The sequence below is a fragment of the Mesorhizobium sp. M1B.F.Ca.ET.045.04.1.1 genome (genome assembly GCF_003952465.1).
In the GTDB taxonomy this organism is placed as follows: Bacteria; Pseudomonadota; Alphaproteobacteria; order Rhizobiales; family Rhizobiaceae; genus Mesorhizobium; species Mesorhizobium shonense.
In genome coordinates this window covers 6659867-6678206 of the sequence record NZ_CP034448.1, presented here as the reverse complement: position 1 = coordinate 6678206, position 18340 = coordinate 6659867, and the positions used below count along the sequence as shown (strand labels likewise).

20 protein-coding genes are annotated in these 18340 nt (G+C 64.6%); 12 read left to right on the top strand and 8 right to left on the bottom strand.

Annotation, left to right across the window (positions count from 1 at the left end):
* Positions 1-42: 42 nt before the first annotated feature.
* Positions 43-357 carry an EthD family reductase gene (locus EJ071_RS33220; RefSeq protein WP_126101636.1) on the top strand — a complete coding sequence of 105 codons (315 nt, stop codon included), beginning with the start codon at positions 43-45 and terminating at the stop codon, positions 355-357.
* 21 nt (positions 358-378) lie between these two features.
* On the opposite strand, the gene EJ071_RS33215 is transcribed toward EJ071_RS33220, so the two are convergent.
* Positions 379-918, bottom strand: coding sequence for an Lrp/AsnC family transcriptional regulator (locus EJ071_RS33215; RefSeq protein ID WP_126101635.1), 540 nt, complete (start codon positions 916-918; stop codon positions 379-381).
* Positions 919-966: 48 nt separating this feature from the next.
* Between EJ071_RS33215 and EJ071_RS33210 the strand changes: the two genes are divergently transcribed.
* Complete coding sequence (locus tag EJ071_RS33210) at positions 967-2151, top strand: MFS transporter (RefSeq protein WP_126101634.1); 1185 nt, start codon at positions 967-969, stop codon at positions 2149-2151.
* Positions 2152-2211: 60 nt separating this feature from the next.
* Entirely contained in the window at positions 2212-2640 is a 429-nt protein-coding gene (locus EJ071_RS33205) for a GNAT family N-acetyltransferase (RefSeq protein WP_126101633.1), read from the top strand.
* Here the strand turns inward: EJ071_RS33205 and EJ071_RS33200 are convergent, their stop codons facing one another.
* The gene (locus EJ071_RS33200; RefSeq protein WP_126101632.1) at positions 2641-3756 is read right to left on the bottom strand and encodes an anhydro-N-acetylmuramic acid kinase; all 1116 of its coding nucleotides are present in this window, start codon (positions 3754-3756) and stop codon (positions 2641-2643) included.
* 215 nt (positions 3757-3971) lie between these two features.
* Here EJ071_RS33200 and EJ071_RS33195 point away from each other — a divergent pair, with 215 nt between their 5' ends.
* From EJ071_RS33195 to EJ071_RS33160, 8 genes are all read left to right on the top strand, one after another.
* Positions 3972-4661: an SDR family NAD(P)-dependent oxidoreductase gene (locus EJ071_RS33195; protein ID WP_126101631.1), complete on the top strand. Its 690-nt coding sequence runs from the start codon at positions 3972-3974 to the stop codon at positions 4659-4661.
* Between the two features lie 213 nt (positions 4662-4874).
* Positions 4875-5705: a transporter substrate-binding domain-containing protein gene (locus tag EJ071_RS33190; RefSeq protein ID WP_189521322.1), complete on the top strand. Its 831-nt coding sequence runs from the start codon at positions 4875-4877 to the stop codon at positions 5703-5705.
* 77 nt (positions 5706-5782) lie between these two features.
* Entirely contained in the window at positions 5783-7072 is a 1290-nt protein-coding gene (locus EJ071_RS33185) for a cation:dicarboxylase symporter family transporter (RefSeq protein WP_245460059.1), read from the top strand.
* On the top strand, positions 7069-7866 hold the full coding sequence (locus EJ071_RS33180; RefSeq protein WP_126101629.1) for an amino acid racemase: 798 nt from the start codon (positions 7069-7071) through the stop codon (positions 7864-7866). The genes EJ071_RS33185 and EJ071_RS33180 overlap by 4 nt, the downstream gene beginning before the upstream one ends.
* Before the next feature lie 206 nt (positions 7867-8072).
* Positions 8073-8924, top strand: coding sequence for a MetQ/NlpA family lipoprotein (locus tag EJ071_RS33175; RefSeq protein WP_126101628.1), 852 nt, complete (start codon positions 8073-8075; stop codon positions 8922-8924).
* A gap of 81 nt (positions 8925-9005) precedes the next feature.
* Positions 9006-10097: a methionine ABC transporter ATP-binding protein gene (locus EJ071_RS33170; RefSeq protein WP_126101627.1), complete on the top strand. Its 1092-nt coding sequence runs from the start codon at positions 9006-9008 to the stop codon at positions 10095-10097.
* The gene (locus EJ071_RS33165; RefSeq protein ID WP_126101626.1) at positions 10078-10734 is read left to right on the top strand and encodes a methionine ABC transporter permease; all 657 of its coding nucleotides are present in this window, start codon (positions 10078-10080) and stop codon (positions 10732-10734) included. Before EJ071_RS33170 ends, EJ071_RS33165 begins: the two co-directional genes overlap by 20 nt.
* A 286-nt stretch (positions 10735-11020) precedes the next feature.
* The gene (locus EJ071_RS33160; protein ID WP_126101625.1) at positions 11021-12040 is read left to right on the top strand and encodes an isopenicillin N synthase family oxygenase; all 1020 of its coding nucleotides are present in this window, start codon (positions 11021-11023) and stop codon (positions 12038-12040) included.
* Between the two features lie 261 nt (positions 12041-12301).
* Here the strand turns inward: EJ071_RS33160 and hpaH are convergent, their stop codons facing one another.
* From hpaH to EJ071_RS33130, 5 genes are all read right to left on the bottom strand, one after another.
* Entirely contained in the window at positions 12302-13105 is an 804-nt protein-coding gene (gene hpaH / locus EJ071_RS33155; RefSeq protein ID WP_189521321.1) for a 2-oxo-hept-4-ene-1,7-dioate hydratase, read from the bottom strand.
* Entirely contained in the window at positions 13102-13977 is an 876-nt protein-coding gene (locus EJ071_RS33150; protein WP_126101624.1) for a fumarylacetoacetate hydrolase family protein, read from the bottom strand. Before EJ071_RS33150 ends, hpaH begins: the two co-directional genes overlap by 4 nt.
* 244 nt (positions 13978-14221) lie before the next feature.
* On the bottom strand, positions 14222-15202 hold the full coding sequence (gene hpaD / locus EJ071_RS33140; RefSeq protein WP_126102818.1) for a 3,4-dihydroxyphenylacetate 2,3-dioxygenase: 981 nt from the start codon (positions 15200-15202) through the stop codon (positions 14222-14224).
* A gap of 13 nt (positions 15203-15215) precedes the next feature.
* Complete coding sequence (hpaE, locus tag EJ071_RS33135; protein ID WP_126101623.1) at positions 15216-16733, bottom strand: 5-carboxymethyl-2-hydroxymuconate semialdehyde dehydrogenase; 1518 nt, start codon at positions 16731-16733, stop codon at positions 15216-15218.
* 36 nt (positions 16734-16769) lie between these two features.
* The gene (locus EJ071_RS33130; RefSeq protein ID WP_126101622.1) at positions 16770-17156 is read right to left on the bottom strand and encodes a 5-carboxymethyl-2-hydroxymuconate Delta-isomerase; all 387 of its coding nucleotides are present in this window, start codon (positions 17154-17156) and stop codon (positions 16770-16772) included.
* 221 nt (positions 17157-17377) lie between these two features.
* Here EJ071_RS33130 and hpaR point away from each other — a divergent pair, with 221 nt between their 5' ends.
* Complete coding sequence (gene hpaR, locus EJ071_RS33125; RefSeq protein ID WP_245460374.1) at positions 17378-17782, top strand: homoprotocatechuate degradation operon regulator HpaR; 405 nt, start codon at positions 17378-17380, stop codon at positions 17780-17782.
* 47 nt (positions 17783-17829) lie between these two features.
* Here hpaR and EJ071_RS33120 read toward each other — a convergent pair whose 3' ends face one another.
* Entirely contained in the window at positions 17830-18339 is a 510-nt protein-coding gene (locus EJ071_RS33120; protein ID WP_126101620.1) for a flavin reductase, read from the bottom strand.
* Between the last annotated feature and the right edge of the window lies 1 nt (position 18340).

The window sequence follows — 18340 nt, the reverse complement described above, 5'->3', positions numbered from 1 at the left end:
TTCGGGTCGTCCTTGGTGTGTCCGAACGGAAGGAGCATCACAATGGCCCGGATGGTCGTAATCTACCCGACACCGAAGGACGTGGAGGCATTTGACCGACATTACTTCGAAATCCACGTACCACTCGCCAAGAAGATTCCAGGTCTCAGGAAATACGAAGTCAGCGACGGCCCCATCGCGACGCCGGTAGGAAGTTCCAATATCCATCGGATTGGAACGCTGTATTTCGACGACCTTGCGGCAATCGAAAAGGCGTTCGCAAGTCCGGAGGGACGGGCGGCCGGGGCGGATCGCCGAATCTACGCACCTGATGACTCGGGCGTCCAGATGTTCCTTTTCGACAACAGGGAAGTCTGACCCGGATCGTCTGACAGCAGTCTAGTACACCGGCGTCGCCATATGCCGGGGCGCCGGCCATTCGGCCGTGATCTCGGGCTGCACCGGCCGTTCGAGATAGGTCGACAGCACAACATAGCTCCGTGTCGAAACCACCCCGGGTGTCTCGTAGATGCGCGACAGCAGACCTTCGAGCGCGCGTGTGTCCTCGGTGCGCACCTTGAGCAGCATGCAGGTATCGCCGGCGACCGAATGGATTTCCTCGACTTCCGGGCATTCCGAAATCGCCATCAGCTCCGGTGTCTTGCCCCAGCCTCTTGTGTCGATATGCACGAAGGCAAGCAGCGGCTTCTTCACCGCCTTCGGATCGATGATCGCCGAGGTGGCGCGGATGGCGCCGCTGCGCCTGAGCCGCTTCACCCGTTCATGCGCCGCCGGCGGCGACAGGCCGACGCGCTCGCCGAGCTCGGCATAGCTGATGGTCGCGTCATCGACCAGCGCACCTAATATTTTTCGGTCGATCGGGTCGACCTCGCGGGCAGGTTGCCTGTTCCGCTGAACGTCATCTGTTTCTGCGTCCATATGGAAGTTCTCCATTGATGCTGAATTCAATTCGGCCATTATGGAGATATGTCGAACAGTGATCAATCAGCAATTCTGACTGCGGCGCCGCGCGCGCCCATCCCGGCGGCCGCTTATCTGCTTACCGGCTGCATCGCCGTCATCGGCTCCAACTCGCTGGTTCTCGGACCGATCGCGCCCGCTGTCGCGGCATCGTTCGGGACAAGCGTGCCCGCGGTGATGACGGCGGCCGCCGCCTTCGGCCTTGGCACATCGGCCAGCGCGCTTTTTCTCGCCCGCTACATCGACAGGATCGGCGCGCGCCGGATGCTGCAGGGCGCTTTGCTTTTGCTTGCGCTGGCGCTGGTGGCAAGCGCGCTCGCGCCGACGGTGACGGCGCTGGTGGCGGCCCAGCTTGTTGCCGGCGTTGCCGCTGGCATCGCCATGCCGGCGATCTATGCCAGTTCGGCGGCGATCGCGCCGCCCGGCCGCGAGAGCGGTACGATCGGCGTCGTGTTGACCGGCTGGACGCTCTCTATGGTCGCCGGCGTCTCGCTGTCAGCCGTGCTGGCCGATCTCATCCATTGGCGCGCCGTCTTCGCCACTGTCGCGCTTCTCGCCGGAACCGCCGTCGCAGGTCTGACGATGAGCTCGCTGCGCGACACCAGGAAGAGCGGTCCCGCACCTTCGCCGCTTGGCGCGCTGGCCGTGCCTGGGATCATTCCGCTTCTCATCGCCTGCGGCGCCTTCATGACCGCCTTTTACGGCGTCTACGGCTATCTCGGCGACCACCTCCACAAAGACCTCGGCGAGCCGGTCAGCGCCAACGGCCTCGCGGCAATCGCTTACGGCCTCGGCTTCGGCGCGGCCGCATTGCTCGACGGCATCATCGACCGTCTCGGCGCGCGTCGCGTCATGCCCGTCGCCTATCTGCTGGTCGCCGCCGTCTATGTCGCTATGGCCTTGGTTAGCGGTGGCTTCGGCCCGCTGATGGCGACGATCGCCGCCTGGGGCCTGGCCAACCATTTCGGGCTTAACGTGCTTGTGATGCGACTCACCGCGCTCGATCCCGCGCGGCGCGGCACCATCATGGGCCTGAACAGCGCGGTCACCTATCTCGCGGTCACCGTCGGCACCGCCGGTTTCGGTCCGCTCTACACAGGCCTCGGTTTCGCCAACTGCGCCCTGATCGCCGTCCTGCTGATGCTGGTGGCGGCATCGGCCGCGGCATGGCGCTCGGGTAATCGCCAATAGGCTTGCGTCTTCGCTCACTCCTTCGCTAAGGCTGGCTTCCGAACCGCACCCGGAGCGACGATGAAGACGACGCTCGAGATTACCGCCGAGCCCTTGCCTCGGGACCTCGCTTTTCTCGGCGAGAGCCTCACCGCTTTCAATGACGGCGATGTCGGCGCTTCAGCCCGGAAGGCGCTCGCCGTCTTCGTGCGCGATGATGCCGGAGCGATCGTCGCCGGCATATCCGGCTACACCGCCTGGGGCTGGCTCTATGTGCAGTGGCTCTGGGTCGATGAAAAGCTGCGCGGCCGGCGCATCGCCGCCGGCATGCTGGATGCCGCCGAGCGGGAAGCGCTGGCGCGCGGCTGCAAGGCCGCCTGGATCGACACTTTCAACCCGACCGCCGCCAAGGTCTATCAGCGCCAGGGCTACCAGCCGTTCGGTACGCTTCCCGACTTTCCGGTCGGCCGTAGCCGCATCTTCCTGCAGAAGCATCTGGCTTCAACCTGATCAGCCGGCCAGTCGGCCGCCGCGCATCGGCTGCGGCACGCCGGTGGTGCTCGGAAAGCTGATTGGCAGGCCGCGCAACACGCGCACCGCCAGGAAGGCGAAGCATTCCGCTTCCACCGCATCGCCCTTCCACCCTAGCGTCTCGGCCTGGACCACTTCGACGCGAGCGCGGCTCTCAAGCATCGCCATCATCGTCGGATTACGGCGGCCGCCGCCGCTGACCGCCAGCCGCTTCGGCCGGCGCGGCAACAGGTCGAGCGCCTTGCCGACAGCCGAGACGGTGAAGGCCGTCAGCGTGGCAGCCCCATCCTCCGCGCCGAGCCCCTCGGCCATCGCCGCCGTGAAATCGAAGCGGTCGAGCGACTTCGGGTAAGGTTTCGAGAGATAGGGATGCTGCAGCAGCCGCTCGAGCCTTGCCTCGTCGACAGTGCCTGCGGCTGCGAGCTTGCCGTCGCGGTCCATCTCGCCGAGGCCCTTCGACTTGATGAAATCGTTGACCGGCGCATTGGCCGGTCCGGTGTCGAAGGCGACGATTGCGTCCTTGCCGTCCCACCAGGTGATGTTGCCGACGCCGCCGAGATTGAGCACGGCGGTGTCGCCGCTGGCGTCGGCCTCCTTGAGCAGCGCCGCGTGATAGGCGGCTGCGAGCGGCGCGCCTTGCCCGCCGGCGGCCACATCGGCCGAGCGGAAGTCATAGGCAACCTTGGTGCCGAGAAGCGAAGCCATCAGTCCCCCGTCGCCGAGCTGGCGCGTCCGGCCGATCCGTCCCGGCTGAGGGGCACGATGCAGCACGGTCTGGCCGTGGAAACCGACGACGCCGATATCGGCCATGCTCATGCCATGGCTCTCGACCAGATCCCTGACCGCGGCTGACTGAGCGCGCGTCAGCGCCTCCTCGGCCTCGCGGAAGATCGCCGGCTCCGGCCCTTCGAAATTCCAGGCGCGCGCCTGGCGCAGCGTCTCTTCGAGCATGCTGCGGATCGATTGCGGGTACGGCGCAAGCGTATAGGTGCCGAAGTCGGCGATGCGCTCGCCATCGGTCTTGATCAGCGCCACGTCGATATTGCCGTCGAGCACCGTGCCGGTCATCAGCCCGACGGCCCAGATTGGTTCCATGGTCGCTCCTCGAATCGCCGTTGAACCACGTGTCGGACGGATCGGTCCGACAGGCAAGTCTTTCGCCGCAGTCAGCGAAGCCCCGCATCCCTTCACGGCTTTTTGCGTCGAACGGTGAAAATCGAGCAACGCCGTTCTTGCCTCCTGCCGCGGAAGGCGCGAGCCTGTGCGACCGTCGGCACCGGCCGAACGTCACATCGCAAGGAGGAAACGACATGGCAGCCAATGTCGCGGTGATCGCAGGCGCTGGATCTGGCCTCAGCGCCTCGCTGGCGCGGCTCCTCGGCGAGGAGGGCTATCGCGTCGTCCTTGCCGCCCGCAATATCGACAAGCTCGCGGCGCTGGTTGAGGAGACCGGCGCGCAGGCGGTGGAAACCGACGTGTCGGATGCCGCCTCGGTGGCACGGCTGTTTGAGGCGGCCGACAAGGCCGGCCCGCTCGAAATTGCCGTCTTCAATGCCAGCGGGCGCACGCGCGGCCCGATCGCCGAGCTCGATCCCGCGGCGGTCAAGCAGGCCCTGCTCGTCGGTGCCTATGGCGGCTTCCTCGTCGGCCAGCAGGCGGCGCGCCGGCTCGTTGCGCGCGGCTCAGGTTCGATCCTGTTCACGGGCGCGACCGCAAGCCTCAAAGGGTTCTCCGGCTCGGCCGGTTTCGCCATGCCGAAATTCGGGCTACGCGGACTGGCGCAGTCGATGGCGCGCGAGCTCAGCCCCAAAAACATCCACGTCGCGCATTTCATCATCGACGGCCAGATCGAACCGCCCGGACAGGCGGCCGATCCCGATCGTCCCGATCGCCGCCTGTCGCCCGACGCAATCGCCGAGACCTATCTCGCGGTCCATCGCCAGCATCGCAGCGCCTGGAGCTTCGAGGTCGAACTCAGGCCGTGGGTCGAGACATTCTGACGATCCATGCCCGGTAGCGCGATCGGCGGACGTTGGACGGTGCTTGCGCGGCTCTCGATATATTAGAGAAATTGCATGTTCAGCGATGCCGATGTTGCTGTGTCTACCAGTATATTTAAAGCTTTAAAGGATACGTTTGTTTAACTTCGTCGTGCATACTGCGAATTGGTCAGATCTGTTTGTCCGGCTCTCTTGCACGAATTGAGAACGCGCATGTCGCTTACACGTCGTACCTTGCTTGCGGCCGGAGGCGGCGGGTTGCTGATCGCGCGGGTGCGATCAGCAAACGCTCAGGCGGAGAACGCCCCGAAGCCTGCCACGGGCAACAATGCGCTGCGCATCGCCATGCCGGCTTTCGCTTCCGATCCGTTCTTCCCGGCCGACGGGGCGGGGGACAAGGGCATCGACATGGAACTGGCTCGCGGCATAGCCGCTGAGCTTGGCGTCGAGCCGGTGTTCGATCGATCGGCCGTGACGTTCGACGGCATGGTGAAACAGCTGATGTCCGGCCAGGCGGACATGGCGATCGGCAAGCTCAGTCGCACCCTTCAGCGCGGACGCTCGATCCTCTATTCGCGACCCTATGCCATGCTGCACCAGGGGCTGCTCGCCAACCGCCTCAACCTGGCGCGCATTACGCAGGGCAAGCCGCCGGAACAGATCATCCGCGACTTCTCCGGCGATCTCGGCGTGATCGAGGGCTCCTCATTCGCCACCTATGCGGCCACGACCTTCCCGCACGCGCAGATCCGTCGCTTCGCGGGATGGAATACGGTTGTCGATGCGATCCGGAGCGGCATGATCGACATGGCCTATCGCGACGACTTCGAGATCAAGAAGCTGATGGTCGACGATCCGTCGATGACCGTCGTGGCGCGTTCGATCACGCTGACGGACAAGGTCGACACCATCGCGATCGGTGTGAGGCCGGACAATCCGCATCTCGCGGCCTTTGTCGACCTCTATCTCGATCTCGCGCGCGGCCAGCAGGTTCTCAACACCGACGAGATCATCGCGCGCTATCGCCAGGGGAGCAAAGCCTGACCATGGCCGTCTCCGAACTAGCCGCGCCCCTGCCTTTCGATTGGCGCCTGGCGGCGAGGCGCATATTGCGCTCGCCCGTGACGACGATCGCGATGATTCTGGCCGGGATCCTGTGCGGTCTCTACTATCCCGGGTTTTCCCATGCGATCAGCCCTGTCGCGCAGGTCTACTTGAATTTCCTCAAGATGGTCGTGCTGCCCTACCTGGTGTCGTCGGTCATCTTCTCCATCACGGCGATGGTCCAGGACCCGAAATCCGTCCGTTACCTGGGCAAGGTCGGCATAGCCGTGCTGGTCGTCTCGTTCCTGGCCGTGCTGGTGAGCGGCACATATTCGCTCATCCTGCAGCCCGGCCAGATCGAGAATCCGCAGTCGCGCATCGAGCTCGGCGAGTTCATCAATTCCCAGGGCAGCGTATCCACCGATCTCGCATTTCCGTTCCAGCCGCCGCCGTCCAACGGGAACGCAAACGGGGAGCATTCGATCCTGCTCGACCTGGTGCCGAACAACGTCTTCAACGCGCTCGCCTCCGGCCAGACCATTCAGGTCCTGCTGTTCTGCCTGCTTTTCGGCCTTGCAATGGGCAAGATCCCCCAGCCCTCGTCCATGAGCCTGTCCCAGGCGCTCAATGCCGTCTACCGGGCCTGCACGGTGCTCACCAACTGGTTCGTCTGGGGACTGCCCTTCGCAACCTTCGTCCTGATCGCCGACCAGACCGCCTCGACCGGAACCAAGCCGCTCACGTTGATGGGCGGCTACCTGCTGGTGATGGGTCTGTCCTGCCTCACATTCCTCGCCGTTGCATTTGCAATTATCGCCATCCGGTCGCGACGCAGCTACTGGGCCACGATCAAGACCCTCCAGCCCCTTCTCATGGTGGCGATCACCACGCGCTCCACGGTCGCCTCGCTGCCGTGGGTCATCAACCTGTTGAGCGAGCGGCTGAGGTTCAGCCTGGTGGTCGTCGAGCTGCTCGTGCCGCTGCAGGCGGCCTTGCTGCGGACCGGCCCCGCGCTTCTCTACACCTCAGGCACCCTGTTCATCGCCCAGCTCTACGGCCATCCGCTTGGCGTGCCCGACCTCCTGCTCGTCGGCATTGTTTCGGCGCTTCTCGCGCTCACGACCGGCGGCATGGGCAGCCTGCTCATCCTGTCCCAGATGTCCATCGTGTGCGGTTACCTGAAGCTTCCCTTCGAAGCGGCGTTCGCCCTGTTCGTCGCGGTCGACGCGGCCGTGGATACGCTGATGACGCTGTCCAGCGTCAGCACCGTCGCGGCGAGCACGGCGATGATCGCGCCCAGCCACAGGGAGGGGGCGCAGACTGTTGAAGCCGTCTCGGAAGTGCCCGAAGCCGAGCCCGTCCGATGATCGACGACAGCATCCGTCCTGAGCTCGGCATCATAGGCGGTCTCGGCCCGCTTGCATCGGCGGACTTCTACTTCAAGCTGACCCGGATGACCGAGGCGCTGCGCGACAACGAACATGTGCCGGCCGTCATCCTCAGCGTGCCGCAACTGCCGGACAGGACCGAAGCGATCCTCAGCAACCATGATGGGCCGCTGGCGCCTCTGCAAGCCGCGGTCGCGACGCTCGATGCGCTCGGCGTCGCCTGCATCGCGATGCCGTGCAATACTGCCCACCATTGGTACGATCAACTGGCTGCGAACTCGCATGCGGAGATCATCCACATCGGCGACGCGGTGGTGGCGGAAATAGGTTGCAGCTTGAACTGCGGCCGGATTGCGAACCTCGCAACCCGAGGCACGCTCGTCTCCGGTTTCTACCAGGACAAGATATCGGCGGCGGGGTTCGAGCTCTGCCTTCCCGCAAACGCGGAGTTTCAGGAACGCGTCGATAGCGCGATCGCCCTCGTCAAGGCCGGCTCGATCGCCGATGCGGCGGCCGAGACAGAGCGCGCGCTTCATCTCGCGCAATTGGCCGGCGCCGATGCCGCGCTGCTCGGCTGCACCGAACTATCGGTGGTGGCCGCCAGCCTCAATGATGCGAACGGATTGATCGTCATCGACAGCAATGCGGCCTTGGCGCGAGCCTGCCTGACACGATTGGGCTTTGGCGTTCAGGAAGCCAGAGGTCTGCCGACCGTATCGAGGCTGCCGGGGCATGACCCCTTGCCCTGGCGCGCCGCGCAACGGGCTTCATAGCCGCTGCTTCGACCGGTCGAAGATCGAGCATCTGCTCGCCGGCGGCCAGCATTCTCCAAGTCACAAAATCTTTGAGAGAATATTTTCTACGTTCCGTTCGATAGGAAATGCGCTTCTTTGCCCAAGCGGGCAGCATTGGTGATGCTGATATCGAGGCTTCGCATTCCGCCAGGCCGAAATGATTTCAGGATCGCAAGGAACGCATCATGTCCGAACGTGGCAACGCTTCAAATTCTCTCGCTACGGCATTCACCAGGCGCGCCGGACTTGCCGCGCTTCTCGCCGCCACATTTACCGTCATTGGGCTCGCCGCGCCGTCGCCTTCCTTCGCCGAGGACAAGAAGGCGATCAAGGTCGGCATCATCAGCGGCGAGGACGAGGATGTCTGGCGCGTCGTCACCGCCGAGGCGGCCAAGAAGGGGCTGACGATCGAGACGGTGGTCTTCAACGACTACACCCAGCCCAACGAGGCGCTGGAGCGCGGCGAAATCGACGCCAATGCCTTCCAGCACAAGCCCTATCTCGACAACCAGATCAAGACTCAAGGCTATCACATCGTGCCGGTCGGCTATACCGGCGTCTGGCCGATCGGCCTCTATTCGAAGAAGCACGCTAAGGTCGACGGCCTGCCGGAAGGCGCCGTCATCGGCCTGCCGAACGATCCCTCCAATGAGGGCCGCGCGCTGCATGTGCTGGAGCATGAGGGCCTGATCAAGCTGAAGGACGGCACCGGCATCCTGGCGACGACCGCCGATATTGCCGACAACCCGAAGAAGCTCGAGATCAAGGAACTCGACGCCGGCATCGTCGGCCGCTCGGTCGACGATCTCGACGCCGCCGTGGTCAACACCGACTGGGCGCTGAAGAGCGGGCTTTCGCCCGAAAACCGCATCGCGCAGGAGGCGGTAGCCGACAATCCGTACCGCAACTTCATCGCCGTCAAGGCCGGAGCTGAGAACGAGCCCTGGGTGAAGACCCTGGTCGCCGCCTATCAGAACGACACCGTGAAGGCCGAGTTCGACAAGGTCTATAAGGGCACCGGGATCAGCGCCTATTGATCGGCGCCTGGCTGGCAGGAACGGGCACCGCCGTTGAGCGGGCCGCCGTCGCGTTTGCGAGGCGCTAAAACGGATAGAGAGATGAACCAGCATGTCACGGCCGAACTGGCCGATCCGGTCCACATCCCGCCCACGGGGCTGGAGGACGTCGTCCGCCTCGTCGGCCTGAAGCGCCGCTTCGGCGCGACGGCCGCGCTCGACGGCGTCTCGCTCACGGTGCGCAAGGGCGAGATCCTCGGTATCATCGGCCGCAGCGGCGCCGGCAAGTCGACGCTGATCCGCTGCTTGAACGGTCTGGAGCGTCCGGATTCCGGCGAGGTCTTCATCGAGGGCCGCGAGATCAGCCGTCTAAGCGAGCGCGACTTGCAGCCGCTGCGCCGCCGCATCGGCATGGTGTTCCAGCACTTCAACTTACTGTCGGCGAAAACCGTCGAGGAAAACGTCGCGCTGCCGCTCAAGATCGAAGGCCGGCCGCGCACCGAGCGCATGGCGCGCGCCGCCGAACTGCTGCAGCTTGTCGGCCTGTCGGAGAAGGCCAAGGCCTATCCAGCCTCGCTGTCGGGTGGGCAGAAGCAGCGTGTCGGCATTGCCAGGGCGCTCGCCGCTCGTCCAGCGCTCCTGCTCTCCGACGAGGCGACATCGGCGCTCGACCCGGAGACGACGCGCTCGATCCTGGCGCTCCTCAAGGACATCAATTCCAGGCTCGGCCTCACCATCCTGCTTATCACGCATGAGATGGAGGTGATCCGTTCGATCGCCGACCGCGTGGCGGTGATCGATGCCGGCCGGATCGTCGAAGAGGGCGCGGTCTGGCAGGTCTTCGCCAATCCGAAATCCGAGATCACCAGAAGCCTGCTCGGAGGCATACGGCCGCAACTGCCACTCGAGATCGCGAGCCGGCTAGCCACTGGCGAAGGCGCGGAAACGATCCTCAGGATCGATGTGGCGGGCGAAGCGGCGCGTGGTCCGCTGCTGTCTGATCTCAGCGCCAGCGTGCCTGGCCCGATCCGCCTCGTGCATGGCGGCATCGATCATGTCCAAGAGCAGCCTGTCGGCACACTGTTTCTCGCCGTCCCCGGCGCCGACGCCGCGCGTCTCGCGCGGACAATCGCATTCCTCAAAGACCGCGGCGCGCGGGTGGAGGTGCTTGGCCATGTCGCCGGTCCTGTTTGAACTCCTGCTCCGCTCGATCTGGGAGACCGTGCTGATGACCGGCGCTTCCGGCCTGATTTCGCTGGTCTTCGGCCTGCCGCTCGGCCTGGCGCTGGTCGCCACCGATCGCGGCGGCATCGCCGAAAACCTGTGGGTGAACCGCATCCTCGGCGCTTTGATCAACGGCTTCCGCTCCGTCCCTTTCATCATCCTTCTGGTGGCGCTGATCCCGGTGACGCGGCTGATCGTCGGCACGTCGATCGGCACCTGGGCGGCGATCGTGCCGCTGTCGATCGCGGCGACGCCCTATTATGCCCGCATCGCCGAAGTGTCGCTGCGCGAGGTCGATCACGGTCTGATCGAGGCGGCGCGCGCCATGGGCGGCAACCGTTGGACGATCGTCCGCGAGGTGCTGGTGCCGGAGGCGCTGCCCGGCATCGTCGCCGGCTTCACGGTGACGCTGGTGACGCTGGTCGGCGCCTCCGCCATGGCCGGCGCCATCGGCGCAGGCGGTCTCGGCGACCTTGCCATCCGCTACGGCTACCAGCGCTTCGAGACCAGCGTGATGGTCGCCGTGGTCGTCGTCCTGATCGTGCTGGTCTGCGGCATCCAGTGGATCGGTGACCGGCTGGTGGCGCGGCTGGATCATCGCGGATGAGCGACGCGCGGCAAGCGGTGGTCGCATCGAACGTTATTTGCCGCAAAGCCCGTGAATTGAGCGCCGGCTTGCTCCGTTTGCAGCGAGATTGGTTGGTGCGTTTCTTCACCCGCAATGCCGCGCATGTCATCGTGCGGCGGGGTCGCCAGCGCAATTCCAGGAAAAGTGCGCAGCGGTTTTCCGTCCGGAATTGCGAAAAACGCCAGAGCAATTCCAGGAAAAGTGCACAGCGGTTTTCCGTCCGGAATTGCGAAAAACAAAGAGTTGCCGCAAGAGGAACCTGTCCATGGCCAGAATAATTCCGGTGCTCGATCTCGACCGCCTGGAGCAGGGCGCGTCGGAACGGCGGACTTTCTTGTTCGATCTGCGCACGGCAGCTCGAGATGTCGGCTTCTTCTACCTCAGCGGCCATGGCATAAGTCAGCCGGACATCGACGCTGTGCTCGATGCCGCGCGAAGTTTCTTCGTCTTGCCGGAAGCCGACAAGCTCGCCATCGAGATGGCGAAGTCGCCGCAGTTCCGTGGCTACACGCGCGCCGGCGGCGAACTGACCAAGGGCAAGGCCGACTGGCGCGAGCAGCTCGACATCGGCGTCGAGCGCGCGACACTTCCGCAAGGGCCAGGTGTGCCGGCCTGGACACGGCTGCAGGGCCCGAACCAATGGCCTGCAGCGCTCCCCGATCTCAAGCCTGCGCTGCTTGCCTGGCAGGCCAAGGCGACCGAGGTGGCGATCCGCCTGCTCAAGGCCTTCGCGCTCTCGCTTGATCAGCCGGAAGACGCCTTCGATCCGATCTATCGCGGCGAACCGAACCACCGCATGAAGATCGTGCGCTACCTCGGTCGCGACGCCACCGGCGACGACCAGGGTGTCGGTGCGCACAAGGACGGCGGCTTCCTCACCCTTCTTCTTCAGGACGAGAACAAGGGGCTGCAGGTCGAATATGACGGCAGCTGGGTCAATGTGGATCCGATTCCGCAAACGCTCGTGGTCAATATCGGCGAGCTGCTCGAGCTGGCCTCGAACGGCTATCTGAGGGCAACCGTGCACCGCGTCGTCACGCCGCCGGCGGGTGTCGAGCGGATCTCGGTGCCGTTCTTCTTCAGCGCCCGTCTCGACGCGACCATCCCGCTGCTCGACCTGCCGGAGGAACTGGCGGCCGAAGCGCGCGGCCCGGCCAGCGATCCCGATAATCCGCTCTTCCGCAACGTCGGAACCAACGTGCTGAAGAGCCGGCTGAGATCGCATCCGGACGTCGCGCGCCGGCACTATGCCGATCTGCTGGAAAAAGCAGCGGCCGCCAGCTGAACATTTGCACTGCCCGAGCGAGATTTTTTCGCGTTTTGGGCAGTTTTTGGAATTCTGTTCGTCGCAAACGGGTCGGCCAAAGCCCACATAACGGGTGTCGTCCGGTGTTTTCCTCCCATTGCGCCGGACGATGTTCCCCTCTGAAGGTTATGACCTTCATTTCTTGGCCGGGCCGCTTTTCGCGCCCGGCCTTTTTCTTTCCAAAAGTGCGCGGCGGTTTTCCGTCCGGAACTGCACAAAAAGAAGAGAAGATTAACGGGATCAGGCGAAGGCGATGCGGATCGCACCAAAAGGTCCGAAATCCGCGAGGATCTGGTCGCCATGTCGGCATTCGACCGGACGGATGAAGGAACCCGACAGCACCACCTGGCCGGCCTCGATCCGCATGCGGTACTGGTGGAGCCGGTTGGCGAGCCAGACGATGCCCTTGGCCGGATGATCGAGCACGCCGGCGCCGAGCCCGGTCTCCTCGACCTCGCCATTGCGCGACACGATGGCGCCGATCCAGCGCAGGTCCGCCTCGCGCGGTCCGGCCGCGCGGCCGCCGACGACGATGCCTGCATTCGCGGCGTTGTCCGAGATCGTGTCGAAGAAGGTGCGGATTCTGCCGGTTTCCTTGTTCATCCGCTCGATGCGGGTGTCGAGGATTTCCAACGCCGGAGTGACATGATCTGTCGCGTCGAGCACATCGTCGATGGAAACGTCCGGGCCGGCGAGCGGCGCCTTCATGACGAAGGCGATCTCGGCTTCGATGCGCGGCTGGATGAAACGATCGGCCGGCACCCTGCCGCCATCCTCGAAGAACATGTCGTCGAACAGAATGCCGGAATCCGGGATGTCGATGCTGAGCGCCGACTGCATCGCTTTCGAGGTTAGGCCAATCTTCCAGCCCTTGACCGTGAGCCCCGATGCGACCTTCCGCTTCACCAGCGCCGCCTGCACGCGATAGGCGTCATCCATCGTCGCATGCGGAAAATCGAGGCTGAGCAGCCTGATCTGGCGGCGACCGCGTTCGGCTTCGAACAGCCTGCGGGCGGCGTCCTCGATTTGCTCGTCGGTCATCATCGGGCGGTTCCCTCGTCGACGACGCCGTTGCGCAGCAGGCCGATGCCGTCGGCTTCGACCTCGATGACATCGCCCGGCTTCAGCCAGATCGGCGGCTCGAAGCGCGCTCCCGCGCCGGTCGGCGTGCCGGTCACGATGACGTCGCCGGGCACCAGCGTGGTGAAGGTCGAGATGTAGTTGATGATCTTGCGGAAGGAAAAGATCATGCGCCCGGTGCGGTCCTGCTGGCGCACCTCGCCGTTGACGCGGGTGGTGAGGCCGATATCGGCGATCTGCGCCTCATCGGTGAACGGCACCAGCCATGGCCCGATCGAGCCGCTGCGGTCGAAATTCTTGCCCTGCGTGACGTTGAACTTGGCGTGGCGCACCCAGTCGCGGATGGTGCCTTCATTGCAGAGCGAAAGCGCCGCGATATGGCCGAGCGCATCGGCCTCCGAAATGCGGCGGCCGCCCTTGCCGATGACGATGACGATCTCGCCCTCATAGTCGAGCTGCGAAGAGTCCGGCGGCCGCACCAGCGGCGCGCCGTGGCCGACGAAGGAACGCGGGAAGCGGATGAACAGCGACGGGTTCGAGGGCGCTGCCTGCCCGTCCTTGTATTCCTCGTTGCGGTCCGGATAGTTGACGCCGACACAGATGATCTTTTCCGCGGAGGGGATCGGGATCTCGTAGGCGATGTCCTCGACCCGGAAGTCGGCGGCAAAACTGTGCGCTTCATCTGCCAGTTTCCGAAGTGCACCGGCCTCGATCGCTTGGCGCAATGTCGGCCATTCGCTGTGGCGCGCCGAAAGGTCGACGACGCCCTTGCCGGTGATCGCGCCGTAGCGCGTCTTGCCGCCGGCGGTAAAGGTGGCGAGACGTCCCGCGCTCATGCTGATGCTCCGCAGTGGGTTCTGTTGGCCAACCGGAAGCGTCGAGCTCTACGGCGCCCCCCTCTGTCCTGCCGGACATCTCCCCCTCTTGGGGGGAGATCAGCAGAATTCGCGGCCGGCGCTTTTCTTGCAGCGGTGAAAATTGGCGAAGGCGGAGGTGACATCCAATCTCCCCCCTTGAGGGGGAGATGTCCGGCAGGACAGAGGGGGGCGCGAAGGAACGCGAACATCTCCCAATAGCCTATCAAGGCGCAATAATCGGCGATGCTGCCAGATCCGACTGGCGCGGCTTCACGCCGGCAAAGAGGCTGCCTTCCTCGAACCAGCTCCTGGGCGCCGGCGCGCCCCACAGCGTCTGGCGCTGCGGATCCTTCAGGTCCCACTTGATCGGCTCCAGGTCCGGATCGACCGTCTGGTAGTCCGAGCAATAGATCTCGATGCGATGGTTGTCGGGATCGCGGATGTAGAGGAAGAAGGCGTTGGAGATGCCGTGCCGTCCAGGTCCGCGCTCGATGTTCGGCAGCCAGCCGGTGGTCGCCATCAGGTCGAGCAGGTCGATGATGTTGAGCGGCGTCGGCACCCAGAAGGCGACGTGGTGCAGCCGTGGGCCAAGACCGTTGGTGAAGGCGATGTCGTGCACGCCGCCCTTGCGGTGCGTCCAGGCGGCCCACAGCTTCCCGGTCTCGGCATCCTCTGTGTATTCGGTCACGCGGAAGCCGAGCTCGTTGTAGAAGGCCACCGCTTCATCGACATTCGGCGAGAAGCAGTTGAAGTGGTCGATGCGCAGCGGCTTCACGCCCTTATACAGCGCGTATTTCTGGTGGATCGGCGGCAGCCGCTCCATCTTCGAATAGAATTCGAGCGGAATGCCGTGCGGATCGCGCGTGCGGAAGGTGCGCGACTGATAGGGACGCTCGACCCATTCCACCGGCAGGCCCTTGGCCGCGAAGAAGTGCGCTGCCTTGTCGAGGTCCTCGTCGGAAAAGACCTTGAAGCCGAGCTCGCGCGCTTCCGGCGTCGTCGCCTTGCGCAGCACGATGCAGTGATGGCCACGCTCTTCCAGCGCGCGCAGATAGATCGCGTCGCTGGTCTCGTCGGTCACCTGCAGGCCGAGCGTGTCGACATAGAACGCGCGGGATTTGGCAAGGTCGGTGACGGCCAGCTCGACATGGGAGAGCCGCACGATATTGAAGGCAGGGTAGAGGTTGGGTTGAGGCAGGGCCATCATGTGTCTCCGGTCAGCCGCCGAGCTTCTGGATCGAATGCGGCGCCGTGGCGAACGCGATGTTCTTGGTTTCCATGTAGAAGTCGAACGACCAGTCGCCGCCGTCGCGGCCGATGCCCGAACTCTTGACGCCGCCGAACGGCGTCGGCAGATGGCGCACATTCTCCGAATTCACCCAGATCATGCCGGCGTCGAGCGCATCGGTGAAGCGCAGCGCGCGGGTGACGTCCGAGGTCCACAGATAACCGGTGAGGCCATACCGCGTGTCGTTGGCCAGAGCCAGCGCCTCGGCCTCGTCCTTGAACGGGATAGCGGTCAGCACCGGCCCGAAGATTTCCTCCTGGGCGATGCGCATCTTGTTGGTGGCGCCGACGAACAGCGTCGGGCTGACATAGCAGCCGCCGCCGGGGCCGGCGAACTTGCCGCCGCCGGCGGCAACCACCGCGCCTTCCGATTTGCCGATCTCGATATAGGACAGCACTTTTTCTTCGTGCATCGGATGGATGAGGGGACCGACCACGGTTTCGGGGTCGAGCGGATGGCCTATTCTGATGCGCCTGGCCTTCCCCGCCACCAGATCGGTGAACTTGTCGTGGACGGACGCTTCGACCAAGAGGCGCGAGGACGAGGTGCAGCGCTCGCCGTTCAGCGAATAGATCATGAAGACGGCGGCGTCCGCGGCGCGCTCCAAATCGGCGTCGGCGAAGACGATGACCGGGTTCTTGCCGCCGAGCTCGAAATGCACCCGCTTCAGCGTCTCGGCGCCCTGGTTCATGATCATCGAGCCGGTGCGGCTCTCGCCGACGAAGCCGATCGCCTTGATATCGGGGTGCTCGGTCAGCGCCCGGCCGGCGTCTTCGCCAAAACCGTTGACGAGATTCCAGACGCCCTTGGGGAGCCCTGCTTCCTCGGCGATCTCGACCAGCAGCCGGGCGGTGAGCGGCGATAGCTCCGCCGGCTTGTGGACGATCGTGCAGCCGGCGGCCAAAGCCGGCGCGATCTTCCAGGTCGAGAGCATGAAGGGCGTGTTCCACGGCGTGATCACGCCGACCGGGCCGATCGGCACGCGCGTCGTCATGTTGAGCTGGCCTGGCGCCCTGAGCGAGCGGCCGTCGCGCGCTTCCGGCGCGCGGTCGGCATAGAAGCGGAAATTCTCCGCGCCGCGCAGTGCTGCCTTGGCCATGAACTTCAGCGATTGGCCGGTGTCCATGCATTCGACGAAGGCGATCTCCTCCGCCCGCGCGACGATGGCGTCGGCGATTTTGTGGAGCAGCTTCTTGCGGGCGTCGCCCGAGATCGCCGCCCAGTCCTTGAAGGCGGCCCGGGCAGCCTTAGCGGCGCGGTCAATGTCGGCGGCCTTGCCACGCGCGACCGTGGCAAGCGGCTTGAGGTCGACGGGCGAGAGCGTCTCGAAGGTCGAGCCGTCGGCGGAGGGCACCGCCTCGCCGCCGATCTGGTTGAGCACGCCGTCTGTGCGGAAGCGTTCGAGATAGGCCTCGGCTTTTCTCAGATTGTCGTCCAGTGCCGCCATGGGTCTTTCCTGTTCTCGATTATTTGCCGCGCCCGTTTACTTGCCACGCAGGCGCGGATGGATGGCGTTCTTCTTCCAGCTGAGTTCGGCGTCGATCTCGCGGATCTCCAGCGACAGCGCGAAATGCGGCGTGGCGAACAGCGACCCGAGATGATCCGTGACGACCGCGAAGATCGCCTCGCCGGCGCGCTTCTTCTCCTCGGCGCTGCGGCCCTTGCCGATGCGGAAATTCATGTCGATGAAGCCGTTCTCGGGCAGCCGGTCGGCGATCGCGTAGGCCTCGGCGCGGAAGGCGCGCACTCTCACCGCGCCCGGCTCGAACAGGCCGGTTTCGAGGATGGTGCGCGAGACCAGCGCGCAGAGCTCGCCCATGTCGACCTTCGCGTCGAGATTCGCCGAATATTCGATCGCCATGTGCGGCAAGGGTTCCTCCACCTTGTAATTAACATGTGAATTACATCTTGACGGCCGAATGTCAAGCGTCGTTCTCTATGCCAATGCAGCTTCCGGGGTGGGATTGCCGCTCCCGGCAAAATCGCGGATATAGCTGCGACCCGAGCCTTAATATTTGCCGCGAGTCGTACTGGATTGGATTTTTCGGAGACCTGATTTTGCTACCGCCCAGCACTCGCCGTTCGCTGCCGATGGCTCTGCTTCGCGCCCGCGAAGTGATCATGGCGCATTTCCGGCCGATGCTTGCCCGCCACGACATCACCGAGCAGCAATGGCGCGTGCTGCGTGTGCTTGCGGAGACAGGGCCGTTGGAAGCGACCGAGCTCGCCAACCGCGCCTCGATCTTGCCGCCCAGCCTGACCCGCATCATCAAGGCGATGGAGGAGCGGGAGTTCATCACCCGCAACAAGGTCAAGGACGACGGCCGCCGAGCGCTGCTCGCCATCAGTCCGGCCGGCGTGGCGCTGATCGAGGAACTGGCGCCCGAGCGCATCGCCATCTACGACGCCATCGAGAAGCGCTACGGCGCCGAAGAGCACGAGCGCCTGCTGGATATGCTGGAGAGCCTGATTCAGTCGGAATCGACGGAGGGGTGATCCTTGGCGGGACTTCCCTTCTCCCCTTGTGGGAGAAGGGAAGATGCTCACCCCCCAAAACTCCCCAGCGCGCTCGGCTGCATGTAATTGCGTCCGACATAGAGCAGCGCCGCCTCGTCGCTGCCGTGGCGGATGTCGACCACACGGCCGAACATCACATTGTGCGTGCCGACCTTGTTCACCGCGCCGATCTCGCAATCGAAGCTGACGATGGCATCGAGCAGCGCCGGCATGCCGGATGGCATGGTCTGCCAGCGCGCGGCGCTGTAACGCTCGGCCATGTCGCGGATCGCGCCGGCGAACTTTCCCGCCAGATGCATGTGCGACTGGGTCAGCACGTTGACGCAAAAACGCTGGTTGGCGAGGAACATGCCGGTCTGCGCCGAACGCTCGTTCATGCAGACCAGCAGCGTCGGCGGATCGTCGGAGACGCTGCACATGGCGGTCGCGGTAAAGCCGCCGCGCCCGGCCGGGCCGTCGGTGGTGACGATGTTGACCGGCGCGCAGACCCGCGCCATGGCCTCGCGGAATTCCAGCCTCGCGACTTGTGCCTCCATC

Coding starts and splice junctions, on each gene's coding strand:
- EJ071_RS33220 (WP_126101636.1), top strand. CDS start 43: ATGGCCCGGATGGTCGTAATCTACCCGACACCGAAGGACGTGGAGGCA.
- EJ071_RS33215 (WP_126101635.1), bottom strand. CDS start 918: ATGGACGCAGAAACAGATGACGTTCAGCGGAACAGGCAACCTGCCCGC.
- EJ071_RS33210 (WP_126101634.1), top strand. CDS start 967: ATGTCGAACAGTGATCAATCAGCAATTCTGACTGCGGCGCCGCGCGCG.
- EJ071_RS33205 (WP_126101633.1), top strand. CDS start 2,212: ATGAAGACGACGCTCGAGATTACCGCCGAGCCCTTGCCTCGGGACCTC.
- EJ071_RS33200 (WP_126101632.1), bottom strand. CDS start 3,756: ATGGAACCAATCTGGGCCGTCGGGCTGATGACCGGCACGGTGCTCGAC.
- EJ071_RS33195 (WP_126101631.1), top strand. CDS start 3,972: ATGGCAGCCAATGTCGCGGTGATCGCAGGCGCTGGATCTGGCCTCAGC.
- EJ071_RS33190 (WP_189521322.1), top strand. CDS start 4,875: ATGTCGCTTACACGTCGTACCTTGCTTGCGGCCGGAGGCGGCGGGTTG.
- EJ071_RS33180 (WP_126101629.1), top strand. CDS start 7,069: ATGATCGACGACAGCATCCGTCCTGAGCTCGGCATCATAGGCGGTCTC.
- EJ071_RS33175 (WP_126101628.1), top strand. CDS start 8,073: ATGTCCGAACGTGGCAACGCTTCAAATTCTCTCGCTACGGCATTCACC.
- EJ071_RS33170 (WP_126101627.1), top strand. CDS start 9,006: ATGAACCAGCATGTCACGGCCGAACTGGCCGATCCGGTCCACATCCCG.
- EJ071_RS33165 (WP_126101626.1), top strand. CDS start 10,078: ATGTCGCCGGTCCTGTTTGAACTCCTGCTCCGCTCGATCTGGGAGACC.
- EJ071_RS33160 (WP_126101625.1), top strand. CDS start 11,021: ATGGCCAGAATAATTCCGGTGCTCGATCTCGACCGCCTGGAGCAGGGC.
- hpaH (WP_189521321.1), bottom strand. CDS start 13,105: ATGATGACCGACGAGCAAATCGAGGACGCCGCCCGCAGGCTGTTCGAA.
- EJ071_RS33150 (WP_126101624.1), bottom strand. CDS start 13,977: ATGAGCGCGGGACGTCTCGCCACCTTTACCGCCGGCGGCAAGACGCGC.
- hpaD (WP_126102818.1), bottom strand. CDS start 15,202: ATGGCCCTGCCTCAACCCAACCTCTACCCTGCCTTCAATATCGTGCGG.
- hpaE (WP_126101623.1), bottom strand. CDS start 16,733: ATGGCGGCACTGGACGACAATCTGAGAAAAGCCGAGGCCTATCTCGAA.
- hpaR (WP_245460374.1), top strand. CDS start 17,378: ATGGCTCTGCTTCGCGCCCGCGAAGTGATCATGGCGCATTTCCGGCCG.
- EJ071_RS33120 (WP_126101620.1), bottom strand. CDS start 18,339: ATGGAGGCACAAGTCGCGAGGCTGGAATTCCGCGAGGCCATGGCGCGG.